Origin of the sequence: Ferruginibacter sp. HRS2-29, assembly GCF_024343615.1 — a bacterium.
GTDB lineage: Bacteria > Bacteroidota > Bacteroidia > Chitinophagales > Chitinophagaceae > Ferruginibacter.
Genome location: NZ_RJUB01000008.1, coordinates 19564 through 33456 on the forward strand (window position 1 = coordinate 19564; position 13893 = coordinate 33456).

The 13893-nt window shown below is 44.1% G+C and carries 14 protein-coding genes; 7 read left to right on the forward strand and 7 right to left on the reverse strand.

Annotation, left to right across the window (positions count from 1 at the left end):
* Positions 1 to 254 precede the first annotated feature (254 nt).
* Positions 255 to 2666: a T9SS type A sorting domain-containing protein gene (locus EGI32_RS04445; protein ID WP_255154166.1), complete on the forward strand. Its 2412-nt coding sequence runs from the start codon at positions 255 to 257 to the stop codon at positions 2664 to 2666.
* A 39-nt stretch (positions 2667 to 2705) separates the two neighbouring features.
* Here EGI32_RS04445 and EGI32_RS04450 read toward each other — a convergent pair whose 3' ends face one another.
* Complete coding sequence (locus EGI32_RS04450; protein WP_255154167.1) at positions 2706 to 3566, reverse strand: 1,4-dihydroxy-6-naphthoate synthase; 861 nt, start codon at positions 3564 to 3566, stop codon at positions 2706 to 2708.
* 2 nt (positions 3567 to 3568) lie between these two features.
* On the reverse strand, positions 3569 to 4204 hold the full coding sequence (gene mqnB / locus EGI32_RS04455) for a futalosine hydrolase (RefSeq protein WP_255154168.1): 636 nt from the start codon (positions 4202 to 4204) through the stop codon (positions 3569 to 3571).
* Between the two features lie 17 nt (positions 4205 to 4221).
* Between mqnB and EGI32_RS04460 the strand changes: the two genes are divergently transcribed.
* The 4 genes from EGI32_RS04460 to fabD all read left to right on the forward strand — a co-directional run bounded on the left by EGI32_RS04460 (position 4222) and on the right by fabD (position 6798).
* Positions 4222 to 4689, forward strand: coding sequence for a 6-carboxytetrahydropterin synthase (locus EGI32_RS04460; RefSeq protein ID WP_255154169.1), 468 nt, complete (start codon positions 4222 to 4224; stop codon positions 4687 to 4689).
* 49 nt (positions 4690 to 4738) lie between these two features.
* Entirely contained in the window at positions 4739 to 5152 is a 414-nt protein-coding gene (locus EGI32_RS04465; RefSeq protein ID WP_255154170.1) for a 6-carboxytetrahydropterin synthase, read from the forward strand.
* Between the two features lie 14 nt (positions 5153 to 5166).
* Positions 5167 to 5763, forward strand: a complete 597-nt coding sequence (gene folE, locus EGI32_RS04470) for a GTP cyclohydrolase I FolE (protein ID WP_255154171.1) — start codon at positions 5167 to 5169, stop codon at positions 5761 to 5763.
* A 144-nt stretch (positions 5764 to 5907) separates the two neighbouring features.
* Positions 5908 to 6798 (forward strand): ACP S-malonyltransferase, encoded by an 891-nt coding sequence (gene fabD / locus EGI32_RS04475; protein ID WP_255154172.1) that lies wholly within the window; start codon positions 5908 to 5910, stop codon positions 6796 to 6798.
* Between the two features lie 174 nt (positions 6799 to 6972).
* Here fabD and EGI32_RS04480 read toward each other — a convergent pair whose 3' ends face one another.
* A complete protein-coding gene (locus EGI32_RS04480) occupies positions 6973 to 7194 on the reverse strand; it encodes a DUF2795 domain-containing protein (protein ID WP_255154173.1) in 222 nt (73 codons plus the stop codon).
* 174 nt (positions 7195 to 7368) lie between these two features.
* Between EGI32_RS04480 and EGI32_RS04485 the strand changes: the two genes are divergently transcribed.
* Positions 7369 to 8040, forward strand: a complete 672-nt coding sequence (locus EGI32_RS04485; protein WP_255154174.1) for an ABC transporter ATP-binding protein — start codon at positions 7369 to 7371, stop codon at positions 8038 to 8040.
* Here EGI32_RS04485 and EGI32_RS04490 read toward each other — a convergent pair.
* The 4 genes from EGI32_RS04490 to efp form a co-directional block, all read right to left on the reverse strand.
* The gene (locus tag EGI32_RS04490; protein WP_255154175.1) at positions 8037 to 10106 is read right to left on the reverse strand and encodes a thiamine pyrophosphate-dependent enzyme; all 2070 of its coding nucleotides are present in this window, start codon (positions 10104 to 10106) and stop codon (positions 8037 to 8039) included. The two genes, EGI32_RS04485 and EGI32_RS04490, sit on opposite strands and share 4 nt — an antisense overlap.
* A gap of 127 nt (positions 10107 to 10233) precedes the next feature.
* The gene (gene accC, locus EGI32_RS04495) at positions 10234 to 11571 is read right to left on the reverse strand and encodes an acetyl-CoA carboxylase biotin carboxylase subunit (protein WP_255154176.1); all 1338 of its coding nucleotides are present in this window, start codon (positions 11569 to 11571) and stop codon (positions 10234 to 10236) included.
* 116 nt (positions 11572 to 11687) lie between these two features.
* Complete coding sequence (gene accB, locus EGI32_RS04500) at positions 11688 to 12176, reverse strand: acetyl-CoA carboxylase biotin carboxyl carrier protein (RefSeq protein ID WP_255154177.1); 489 nt, start codon at positions 12174 to 12176, stop codon at positions 11688 to 11690.
* Between the two features lie 292 nt (positions 12177 to 12468).
* Positions 12469 to 13032, reverse strand: a complete 564-nt coding sequence (gene efp / locus EGI32_RS04505) for an elongation factor P (RefSeq protein WP_255154178.1) — start codon at positions 13030 to 13032, stop codon at positions 12469 to 12471.
* Positions 13033 to 13304: 272 nt separating this feature from the next.
* On the opposite strand from efp, the gene EGI32_RS04510 reads away from it, so the two are divergent.
* On the forward strand, positions 13305 to 13796 hold the full coding sequence (locus EGI32_RS04510; protein WP_255154179.1) for a thioredoxin fold domain-containing protein: 492 nt from the start codon (positions 13305 to 13307) through the stop codon (positions 13794 to 13796).
* The last annotated feature ends 97 nt before the right edge of the window (positions 13797 to 13893 follow it).

The window sequence follows — 13893 nt, forward strand, 5'->3', positions numbered from 1 at the left end:
GTGTACCTTCTGCACCTGCGTAAATTTGCTTACCTGTTTACTGCCGGATAAAAACTTTCTACAGCTTTTTTTCGCATAACCGGTTCATTCCCACTTTATTCAGGATCCATTGCTGAAATAATTGACGCACCGGAAAATTATCGTGCTTTTACGCTTGCAAATATTTTGAGGAAGATATATCTTTATGTAAGACTCAATGTGTATTTTTTACACAATAAAGTTTTCGATCCGCTTTGTAATTTAAACCTACACATATGAAAACGAAAATTCTATTCGTCTGCTTCGCCTGTCTATTTGCCTGCAGCCAGGTTTTAAAAGCCCAAAACGATGCCATGATGCAGGCCTTCTACTGGAACGTACCGGTGAATGAAACCACCAAGAACGGCAGTTGGTACGATACCATCCAAGCCAAGATCCCGGCGATGAAGACTGCGGGTATCACTGCCCTCTGGATGCCACCACCCAGCAAAGGAAATTTTGGGATTTCCGATATGGGTTATGGTATTTTTGATCACTACGACCTTGGAAACTATAACCAGAAAGGCACCACGGAAACACGTTTCGGCTCAAGGTCGGAACTGAACAGCCTGCTAACGACAGCACACTCCGTAACAGGGGGCGTTCCATACATGGATATTTATGCCGACATCATTCTCAACCATACTTATAACAATAATACAGACTCCGAGGAAAGCGGCGACAACCCTGCGGTGAAAACTTATGTATTCAACAAAGCTATCAGCAGCGGCGTACAACGCGTACCTTATCCCACCAATGAGATCCGCTGGATAATACCTTCTGCGGCCGCGGGCGATTATTATATACAGATCGCCGGTTATTTCCTCAACTACGCCGGCGCCGTAGGTGAAAGGGGGTATGATGTATCATTCAAATTCACCAGCAATGCACCTCCATCACCAGGATCGCAAACCTGGGAATTTGAACCTAACAACGGCAGCGGCAACTTCAATGTGGCGCTGGACCAAAAGGTTTACAGTGGCCATATGGCCAGCAATACCGATATTGATGAATACAAGATCACGCTGCCCGCCGGTCACGACATTGAAATAACGCTTACCGCAAAACGGGAAGGTACCAACTCGCTGGGTGCGTGGGAATGGCAATGGGCGGCACAGACAAACGGTTACTACCCCGTAGCTGTTTGGTATGGCTCCTCCAATTTAGCTACCTCTGTGATGAAGGCTTACACCGCTACCAACGTGGATTATGTAACACATACCGGCACCGGCGAACCTAATTACACATGGGGCTATACCAACTTTCACCCGGTGGACGCGGCCGATTACCTGGGTGATGGCGGCAGTTCGGAAGGTGGTTTTGAAGATCAACTGGTGCCAAATACGAAATGGTTTGGCAGCGATTTAAATACATTCGATACTACTGTGCAAGGAAGGCTTAAAAGATGGGGAACATGGCTCACGAACACGGTAGGTTTCGATGGGTACCGGCTCGATTTCGTGCGTGGTTTCCAGAAAGAGATGGTGTCAACCTGGGTAAACAATCTTCCGCTCAAATCGGGCAGCCAGCGCTTTATCGTGGCAGAATATTTTACGGGCTATAAATACCGGTTGAAAAACTGGGTGAACGATCTGGCCACACTTGGCTCGGATGTAGATGTATTTGATTTCCCTTTAAAAAACACACTTACCGAAATGACGAATGGCACCGGTTCAAGTTTCAATATGGCGTGGCTTAACAACGCCGGCATGGTTCGCGACAATACAGGCAACTCCTTGCCAGGCACTTCCGTGGTTACATTCCTGGATAACCATGATACGGGCAAAGAGCACGATAAATGGGTAACGCAGGATTGGAAATTAGGGTATGCGTACCTCCTCTTCGGCGAGGGCCGGCCATGCATCTTTTACCCGCATTATTATGGTGTAACCGAGGTGGATAATAATAATAACGCCCTTACCGTAACCCCGCCTGCATCTTTAAAAACAGATATCGATAAATTACTAAAAGTAAGAAACACATATCTCGACGGGTCTATGATCGTGCTTACCCAGCAAGGCAATCCTGTAACGGAGCCGTCGCCAAACGGCACCACTACTTTTGGAGGAGACACTTACAATGTATTTGTTGCCCGCCGCCAGGGCAATGGGACCAAATCAGGTGCCATCCTGGTGATGAACAATAACAATTCACTCACCCGGGGAATATGGGTGGATAATGATGGTTCGCCTAACGGCACAGCCACCTCAGGTTTTGCGGATTGGAAAAACCAGACATTGGTAAATCTCCTCAACACTTCCCAAACTGCCACGGTAGCGAGTGATGGCCGTGTTCACCTGTATGCGCCCGCAAGAGGTTACGCCATCTGGGTACTACAGTCGGAACAGATAGCACTGCGGCAGGTTCAGCCATCCACCCCGAAATCACTGGACGACAATACTGCCATTACCGTATACCCGAACCCGTCAAAATCTTTTATTAATATAGGTTTTGAACTGAAAGAAAAACAGGATGTAAAGCTGGATATCTATAATGCGGAAGGAAAATTAGTAAAGACACTGATCAACAGTGCCAGGAACGCCGGAAAACATACGGTTGTTTTCAGCAGTCCTGTTAGTGGTGTATATACTTATAGATTTATTTCGCCTGCGAAAAAAGAAAGCGGGCAATTCATTCTTCAACAATAATATTTGTATAAAAAAACCTTCCCATCCGGGAAGGTTTTTTTATACAAATATGTTATCGGTCACAATCTCCACTCCCGGATGAATATTGTGATAAACTTCCATCAATTTGAGCACAGCTTTTTTCCCTTCCCTGCCCAGATCAAGTGAAAATTCATTTACATACAGGTCAATATGTTTACGCATTACATCTTCACTCATCTCTTGCGAATGCAAACGTATGTAATCGTTTAATTCCGGGTATTTTGAAAACGCGAACTCAATACTTTTCCTGATCAGGCGATCTATCTTTTGTTGTAACGCAGGATCAATATTCCTGTCGATCACAATGCCACCTAACGGGATAGAATTACCCGTTTCTGTTTCCCAGTAATCGCCCAGGTCGGTTATCTTTTCCAATCCTTTATCCTGGTAAGTGAAGCGGTTTTCGTGGATGATCACTCCCAGCCCTTTTCCTTCCAATACAAAATTTTCAATCTCGTCATATCGAAGAAAAATCTTATTGACAGCTGTTGGATAAGCCAGGGAAAATAATAAATGCGCCGTCGTATTCTCCCCCGGGATGGCTATCAGAAAGTCTTCCACTTTTTTATTCCTTATTTCATCCTCCTTATTTCTTATTTCATCTTTCTTATTCCTTATTAACAAAGGCCCCACTCCTCTCCCCAAAGCGCTACCACTATTCAGCAGGTTATACTTTTCTGCTACGAGCGGCAAAACGCCGTAACTCAATTTTGTTACCATGAGTTTCCTTGCGATCGCCCACTGATTAAGAGTTTGCACATCTTCCAATACCGCAGCAAATTCCAATCCTTCCGTATCGATCTTTTGATTGACCAATGCATCAAAGATAAACGTATCATTCGGGCAGGGAGAAAACCCGATCTCTATTCTGTTGTTCATTATTATTCATTTAAAAGGCTGTTCACCATTGTTGACAATACCGCATTCAAATTAACCACAGCATCCCTGATCTTCCATTTTGCTTTGTCCCGCTCACCCACCACATTGCTGATGCTGCGCAATTGAAGAAAAGGAATATTTTCCTGCAGGCACACAAAATGAAGAGCCGCCCCTTCCATGCTTTCTATATCGGGTGAAAATTTATACAGGAATGTTTCTGCCTGGAAAGCTTCATCGCTCACTTTATTGACCGTTATGCCCGTGACTTTCTGAAGCGGAAGCTTTTCAAAAAACTCAAAATCATTGTTCAACCATCCATTTTTATACGGGAATTCGTCAGGAAGCGCAAAACCCAGGTCAAACAATGTCTTAAATGATTTTTTTTCTTCGATGCCGAGGTCCGCGAAGGTATCTTTACGCACCATTACCACGCTGGCCAGTTCGTAGGCAACGGGCGAAAAAACGCCTGCAATACCCGCCTGTATCACAAGATCGTATTGCTTTTCCTGTATTTTTTTTAACAGGTTATAGATCGTAGCAGGAACGCCCACTCCCGTAGTAAGTATATCTACCGGCAGGCCGGCTTCAATGAACGGCGTTATTTCCATTTCCGTAGCCGCGATGACCAATATTTGCATCCCACAAATTTCGTTGTTTGAAGGTACATTTAAGCCAATACGGGTTAACTTTGCAAAATATTATACAACAGGCAATGGTATACATCACCAGGATAGAACATTTCAACGCAGCCCACAAACTCTACAATCCCAAGTGGAGCAAGGAAAAGAACGAGGAAATTTTTGGCAAATGTGCCAACGAAAAATGGCATGGGCACAACTTCGAACTATACGTTACGATCAAAGGAATTCCGGATATCGAAACCGGTTTCGTATATGATGCAAAAAAACTCAGTGCTATCATCAAGGAGCACGTGACGGAAAAACTGGATCATAAGAATTTAAACCTTGATGTAGATTTCATGGAGGGAAAACTTTGTTCCATCGAAAACCTGGTGATCGGCATCTGGAACCAGCTGGTACCACACATTCCCCCATCGATACAGTTACATTGTTTGAAATTGTACGAAACCCCAAGGATCTATGTTGAATATTTCGGGGAATAATGATCAAACATTTACGGAATAAAATTGTTATCATCTTACAATTGGCACTATGAGCAATAAAGTAGCAGTTTACAGGAAAGAGCATTTCAATTCAGCACACCGGTTATTCAATGCCGATTGGGATGATGAGATGAATAAAAAGGTTTTTGGCAAATGCAGCAATCCGCATTACCATGGCCATAACTATGAGCTGATCGTTAAACTGGTGGGAGAGATCAATCCGAAGACAGGATTTGTGATGGATATGAAATTGCTGAGTGATGTTATCCAGGAACAAATCATCGAACGTTTCGACCACAAGAACCTGAATGAAGATTGTAACGAATTTGCACAATTGAACCCAACGGCCGAAAACATCGTAGTAACGATCTACAACATTTTATCACAACATATCGATCCTGTTTTGAAAATGACCGTAAGGCTTTATGAAACAGAAAGGAATTTTGTACAATACCCGGCATAAATAAAACTATTGACATGGCATATAAAAAAACAGAGCAGTATGACGAGGATGTAACTGCGGGCCTGATAAAAACATACAAAGAAAGCATCGACCTGCTGGGTGAAGACTCAGAAAGGGAGGGGCTTTTAAAGACACCTGAAAGAATGGCTAAAGCCATGCAATTCCTGACGCAAGGTTACCAGCTGGATGCCCATGCCATACTAGAATCCGCAAAATTTCATGAAGATGTAAATGAAATGGTGATTGTGAAAGACATTGAATTGTACAGTATGTGTGAGCATCATATGCTTCCTTTTTATGGCAAAGCACATATTGCGTATATCCCTAATGGTTATATTACCGGGCTTAGTAAAATAGCCCGTGTAGTAGATGTTTACAGCCGCAGGCTACAGGTGCAGGAAAGGCTCACACACCAGATACTGGATGCCATTAAGGATACCCTGAACCCCCAGGGGGTAGCTGTAGTGATAGAGGCATCGCACCTTTGCATGATGATGCGGGGAGTACAAAAACAAAATTCAGTAACCACTACTTCCGCTTTTTCAGGGCAGTTTGAAAAAAATGAGACCAGGAGTGAATTTATGAAATTGATAAGCGCGACATTACATTAAAGATAGCCCATTAAAAAGTTGAACGGATAATTGATAATGGATAATGTTTTCGGTTTGAATGTTCTTCTGTAAAATTGAAGTATTTTCGAATGGAAAAAATTATCCATTATTCATTAGCTAACTATCCATTTTTAAATTTACAACATGAAGCATGCATATATTTTTCCCGGCCAGGGAGCACAGTTCAGCGGAATGGGTAAAAACCTGTATGATACCAATGAACAGGCAAAACAACTGATAGAAAATGCGAACGAGATACTCGGTTTCCGTATTTCGGACATCATGTTTTCCGGTACGGATGAAGAACTCAAACAGACTGCCGTAACGCAACCTGCTATTTTCATTCATTCGGTAGCTGCTTATCTTACTATTGAAAATGCAGTACCGGATATGGTTGCAGGACATTCACTCGGAGAGTTTTCGGCATTGGTAGCTAATAAGACACTCAGTTTTGAAGATGCGCTTAAGCTGGTATCCATCAGGGCTACAGCCATGCAGAAAGCAACGGAGATCAACCCCTCTACTATGGCTGCTGTACTTGGACTGGAGGATACCAAAGTAGAAGAAATTTGTCAGCATGTAACTAACTCCACCGGCGAAATAGTGGTGGCTGCCAATTATAATTGTCCGGGGCAACTCGTGATCAGCGGTACGCTGGCAGGAATTGAATTCGCCTGCGGACAAATGAAAGAAGCGGGAGCCAAACGTGCACTGGTATTGCCGGTTGGTGGAGCCTTCCATTCACCTTTGATGCTGCCTGCAAAAGAAGAATTAGCAGCAGCAATCAACACAACAACTTTCAGCGAACCAAGCTGCCCGGTTTACCAGAACGTAGTAGCAGCCGCAGTTACAGACGCAACTGCTATAAAAGAAAACCTGATTGCCCAATTGACCGGCGCTGTAAAGTGGACACAATGTGTGCAGGCCATGGTAGCCGATGGCGCAACAAGATTTACCGAATGCGGACCAGGAAAAGTATTGCAGGGATTGGTGATGAAGATCAATAAAGAGATGGTAGTGGATGGAGTAAACTAAGACTGATGCTGGATAATGGATAATGGATATCTTAGCGAAGAGTTAAGCGAAGTTGAAAATTGACAAACATACCAGCAACCAGCATCCTGCATCAAAAAATATTGGATCAACCAAAAAGCCCTTCGCGATCGCAAAGGGCTTTTAATTTTTTATCACTTGAAGAAACTGATCTAATTAATATTCATCTTCATTGAAGAAAAAATCTTCCTGGCTTGGGTAATCCGGCCATATATCTTCCAACCCTTCATACAGGTCGCCCTCGTCTTCCAGTTCCTGGAGATTTTCAATTACTTCAATTGGAGCACCACTGCGAATGCTGTAATCAATCAATTCATCTTTAGTTGCCGGCCATGGAGCATCTTCTAAGTGTGAGGCCAATTCTAGTGTCCAAAACATCGTAAGAAAAGATTTAATTTTTTGCAAATGTATATGTTCGTACGAAATAACCAAAAGTGTTTTTCCAAACATAATATACCAGTTGCGCACATCCTGCATGCCAGATCATGCAAATTGCTCATATTCATGCAAATATTTAACAAAATATAGCTATAAATGGTTTATTTTCGGCGCATGTTAAGTGCAAGGAACATCGTTAAATATTATGGCGAACTGCAGGTATTGAAGGGCGTGGATATAGATATCGCCAAAGGCGAGATCGTAAGCATCGTCGGTTCTTCCGGTGCCGGCAAAAGCACTTTACTGCATATTTTAGGCACACTCGACAAACCCGGCAAAGGCGAAGTGAAATTGCAGGAGCAACGGATCGACAAACTTACCGGGAATGCCCTGGCAAAATTCAGGAACCTGCACATCGGTTTTATCTTCCAGTTTCATCACCTGCTTCCCGAATTTACTGCATTGGAAAATGTTTGCATCCCGGGTTGGATTGCCGGCAAAAAAAAGAAAGAAGTACAACAAAGGGCCGTCGAATTACTTACTAATCTTGGCCTTGGCCAGCGGCTGGAAAATAAACCACACCAGTTATCCGGAGGTGAACAACAACGTGTGGCTGTAGCCAGGGCGTTGATCAATAATCCTGCAATAGTGATGGCAGATGAACCTACCGGAAATCTCGACAGCACCAACGGGCGCGAACTCCACAAACTTTTTTTAGAACTTCGCGATAAATATCAGCAGACATTTTTGATTGTTACACACAATGAAGAACTGGCGCAGATGAGTGACCGCATTGTGCATATGAAAGATGGAAGGATCATTGAGCAATTAATAATTAATAATTAATAATTCAAAAGCTCTTTCAATCTCGCAGCTACTTTCTCCGCATTCGGCAGCATTGCCTGTTCAAGTATAGTATTCATAGGCACTGCAGGCAGATCCAACGCACCCAATACCTCCACTGCAGCATCCAGGTTTTTAAAACATGCTTTGCCCACTCTTCCTGCAAGCGCTTCAGCAAAAGAATTATTCTGTTGCTCTTCTGTCAGGATCAGGCACTTTCCGTGTTTTTTTACAGTAGCAAAAACGAGTTCTTCATCCAACGGAAATAATGTCCGCAAATCGATGATCTCTACCTGGCCGGCAAATTTTTTCGCGGCCGCTTTCGCCCAATACACCCCCATTCCGTAGGTGATCACACAGCAACTTCCGCCACTGTCAATTTTTTCCTGATCAGCATTCAATACCACATTTCCTTTTCCTAACGGAATGACATAATCCCTTCCCGGTTCAGTCATTTTAGCTTCTTCGGTTCCCGGAACCTTACTCCAGTACAATCCTTTATGCTCCAGCATCACCACCGGGTTTGGATCGAGGAAAGCTGCTTTCAGCAAGCCTTTCATATCCGCGGCGTTTGATGGGTAAACTATCTTGATGCCTTTGATGGTAAGTAATGTACTTTCGATACTGCCACTATGGTACGGACCGCCACCGCCGTAAGCGCCGATCGGCACACGGATCAATGCCTGTACCGGAAATTTACCACAACTGAGATAACTGCTTTTGGATATTTCCGTTACCAGTTGATTGAGCCCGGGATAGATATAATCTGCAAACTGCACTTCCACGATCGGCTTTGCACCAACGGCACTCATACCTACGGTAGAGCCGATAATGTATGCCTCCTGGATAGCGGTGTTGAATACACGGTGATCGCCGAATTGCTCAGCCAATGTAGCCGCTTCCCTGAAAACCCCACCCAGCCTTCGCCCTACATCCTGCCCGTATAACAATGCTTCCGGAAAATCTTCCATGATCTCCCTGATCGCAAACAATGCAGCATCTACCATCAGTACTTTTTCTTTTCCTGCTCCTGCCCTTTCGCCTTTTTCTTCGGTGATTTCCTGTGGGGCAAAAACAAAATCGCTCACAGTTTCGGGGGATGGTTCGGGTGCCGCAACTGCTTTATCAAAATCAATTTTTACCAGCGCTGATGCTTCTTCCTCAATATCGATTAATGCAGCTTCGTCTATCCCTTGCTGTAACAAAATTGCCCTGAGTTTCGGACCGGGATCATCCATATAATGTTTCGTCAGATCTTCATCGGTACGATAAAAATCTTTTCTGACACCGCTTGTATGATGCCCCAGCAATGGCACTTTTGCGTGCACCAGCCAGGGTTGCCTTTGGGTACGTACATCGTTTACCACATGTTCCATCACAGTAAAACTTTTGGCAAAATCACTACCGTCAACGGTTATACGATTTATCCCTTTGAAACCCTGTATAAACTCAAATGCATTGTTGGTGCGTGCTTCAGAACTTGATACACTGATGCCCCAATCATTGTCCTGCACCAGGAAAATGACCGGCAGCTGATGCAATGCCGCAAACTGGAATGCTTCGCTTACTTCACCTTCGGTAACTGATGCATCCCCTAAGGAACAGATCACCACACCGCCACGGCCATTCTCATCTTTTTTCAACAAAGAAGAGTTGATCCGCTCCAGGTATTTTAATCCCTGCGCTACACCGGTGGTTGGAATAGCCTGCATGCCTGTGGCGCTGCTCTGGTGAATGATATTGGGCTTATCATTACCTCTATAATTCGGGTGGTTGTAATATTCACGGCCGCCTGTAAAAATATCATCGCCCTTGGCAAGCAATTGCAGCATCAATTGATAAGGTTGAAACCCGAGGCCGAGCATGATACTTTCATCGCGGTAATACGGGCTTACATAATCGCAGGGTTGCAACTGAAAAGCTGTAGCCAGCTGAATGGCTTCGTGGCCGCGACTGGTACTGTGCACATATTTGCAGATGGGGCGGTTTGCTTCATAAATATCCGCCATCGCTCTGGCGGTACACATGAAGCGATAGGCTTTGAGCTGTATGTCGATGGAAGGGGTCAATGGGCAAAGTGAATGGTGAATGGTGAATAGTCAAATCATTGAACTCTTTTAATAATTCAATGCTTGGTTATTAGAAATTAAGTACAAAAAAACAAGAGCCGAAAAATTCCGGCTCTTATTAATTTTTTTATTGCATCGTAAACGTTTCCAAAAACTTTGTAGTAAAATTTCCGCTGCGGAAATCTTCATTTTGCATAAGCTGCAGATGAAATGGTATCGTGGTTTTGATACCTTCGATCACATATTCGCTCAGAGCACGGTGCATCGTGTTGATGGCTTCCTCACGGGTTTGTGCCACCGCGATGAGCTTGCCGATCATGCTGTCGTAGTAAGGAGGGATCACGTAGCCTGAATACACATGGCTATCCACGCGTACCCCATGTCCGCCGGGCTGGTGCAATACGGTGATCTTTCCCGGGCTCGGGCGAAAATCATTGTATGGATCTTCGGCATTGATACGGCATTCGATCGCGTGCATCTGCGGATAGTAAGCTTTTCCGACGATCTTTTCGCCTGCGGCGATCTTGATCTGTTCTTTTATAAGATCGAAATTGATCACTTCTTCCGTAACACAATGTTCTACCTGGATACGGGTGTTCATTTCCATGAAATAAAAATTGCGGTGTTTGTCTACCAGGAACTCGATCGTTCCTACACTTTCGTAATTGATGGCCTGCGCCGCTTTGATGGCCGCAGTTCCCATCGCTTCACGCAGTTCGGGGGTCATGAATGGTGAAGGGCTTTCTTCTACCAGTTTCTGGTGACGACGCTGGATGGAGCAATCCCTTTCGCTGAGATGGCAAACGTTGCCATACTGATCGCCGGCAACCTGTATCTCGATATGACGAGGCTCTTCTACAAATTTTTCCATGTAGATACCATCGTTCTTAAATGAGGCGGCAGCTTCCTGCTTGGCGGTATCGTATGCTTTTTCAATTTCACCATCAGACCATACCACTCTCATCCCTTTACCACCGCCACCGGCAGTTGCTTTCAGGATCACAGGATAACCGATCAGTTTGGCAGATTCTTTAGCATGCTCTACGCTTTGCAGCAAACCTTCCACACCTGGCACCACCGGTACACCGGCCTTGATCATAGTTTCTTTTGCTGTCACTTTATCGCCCATGGAATTGATCATTTCCGGCGTTGGGCCGATAAACTTGATCCCATGATCGCCGCAGATCTTCGCGAATTTTGCATTTTCTGCCAGGAATCCATAACCGGGATGGATGGCATCCGCGTTCGTAATTTCGGCCGCGGCCATGATATGAGCTACGTTGAGATAACTGTCTGAACTCGCCGGTTTCCCGATACAAACGGCCTCATCCGCAAATTTTACGTGCAGGCTGTCTTTATCTGCTGTGGAATAAACGGCAACGGTCTTGATGCCCATTTCCCTACAGGTACGGATAATGCGCAACGCGATCTCCCCCCTGTTAGCTATGAGTATTTTATTAAACATGATTTTCAAATTAACTGGTATGCCGGTATACCATATGAGAATATATGGCTACACAGCTTTTGCGAAATAATGTAAAGCGGTTGCTCTATTTATAATACCGGATGACTAATGGTGGATTATGCCGGTTCCACAAGGAACAGCGGCTGATCGTACTCCACAGGGCTGGCATCTTCCACCAATACTTTCACGATCTTACCTTTCACTTCACTTTCGATCTCGTTGAAAAGTTTCATGGCTTCGATGATGCAGACAACTTTGCCTGGAGAAACTTCGTCGCCGATATTGACGAAGATCGGTTTGCCCGGGCCTGCCTGGCGATAGAAAGTGCCGATCATCGGGCTTTTTATGGTAATAAGATTATCTGCTTTTGGAGCGGCTGCGGGTGTAGGGGCTGCCGGAGGTGCCGTGGTAGTGGCTGGAGGAGGTGTTGCTTGTGCTGGTGCCGGGGCTGCTGCTGCAAATCCACCACCGTTTGTATATATTTTCTGACTAGGGTCTTTCTTTTGTTTGATGGTGATCTTGGTCCCATCTTCTTCGATGGTAATTTCACCGATGGAGGTCTTGTTTATCAACTTTACAAGTTCCTGGATTTGTTTAATGTCCATGTTAAGATATTAAGTGATTAATTGTGCAATTGCAAACGGGCTGCTAAGATAGAAATACTACATCAATTAAACAGTCCATTTTTTAAAAAAAGTTTCAAATTGTGCCAAAATTGGGTAAAAATGCCCGAAATATGGGCAAAAATACCTGAAAATTGCCATTTTTTATTCGGGGTAAAATTAATGCCGCTTCTTCTTTTTCGCCTTTAATTCATTAGAAAGAGATTAAAATACTGTTCTTATCTCCAAAAAAAAGACCCTGAAACCAGGGCCTTTTAGGAAATATCGTAACTGATCATTTTACACGTTCGATGTATTCACCGGTTTTGGCATTTACACGGATCTGCTCACCTTCATTCACAAACAAGGGAACGTTTACGGTTGCGCCTGTTTCAACAGTAGCAGGTTTCAACGTTTTTGTAGCAGTATCCCCTTTCATGCCCGGTTCGCTGTAAGTAACGGTAAGAACGATCTTGTCAGGCAATTCTACCGACATAGGCTGATCTGTTTCCCCATTGATGGCAACAGAAACTTCCTGCCCGTCTTTCAAAAACTTAGGCGCATCCACCATCGTTTCGGGTACAGTGATCTGTTCGTAGGTTTCCACATCCATGAAAGTATAACCTGTATCGTCTTTATACAAATACTGGTAAGGCTTTTTTTCTACCCTTACAGGATATATGGTTTCCCCACTGTTCCAGGTAAGTTCGATGGTCCTTGTATTGTCTACGCCTTTCAGCTTAGCCCAAACTTTCGCCGCCGCACGGGCCGTTTTATTTTGGCCGAATTCAATTACTGAATAAAGGCTACCATCCACTTTGATGATAAGCCCTGAACGCATGTCTGCTGTAGTTGCCATTGTTGCTTTTTTATTAGGCTGCAAAACTAGGGGAATTTTGGTGAATGGAGAGAGACGCAACGCAGATTATTATGATTGCATATGATTTTCATAGAAAATCATATGCGGCAACGCATATTATTATGATGATTGTGATTGAGCATGATCTTTTTATCAATATCGTTATCAATCATAATAGTCTGCGTTCCGTCTTTTCCGCGAAGCGGAACAACCTTCACAATTCTTTGTGTCTTAGTCTCTTCGTGGTACCTTAGCTTTGAAAAAAAATCAATTTGAAAAAAATTCTCCTCGCTGTTTTATGGCTGCTGGCTTTTAAGGCCGGTTCAGCGCAAACGGACAGCCTGCCGATCTACAAACGTTTTCCTGCAGTGCCGCCTTTCAGCATTGTACGGTTGCCCGACAGCACGAGGTTCGTTAAAGCTGATCTGAAAAAAAAGAAAGCCACGCTCATCATGATATTCAGCCCCGATTGTGAGCATTGCCAGCACGCTACGGAAGACCTGCTGAAACATGCCGGGCTTTTCAAAAATGTACAGATCGTGATGGCTACGCCGCTCGAATACCAGTTCATCGTTCCTTTTTACGAAAAATACAGGCTGGCGGAGCACCCCAATATCACCGTCGGCCGAGATGCCACTTATTTCCTGGGTCAGTTTTTCAGCGTACACAATTATCCTTCTATTTTCCTGTATGATAAGAAAGGGAATTTTAAGGAGGGGTTTGAAGGAAGTGTGTCGTTTGAAAAGATCGCGACTTACTTGTAGTCAATAGTGAATAGTCATTAGTCAAATCTTCGTGAGGCTATACACTATTAGAAACTCTATATAATCAGCGTTTTAAAAAGGTTTTGATGGAAAGTCG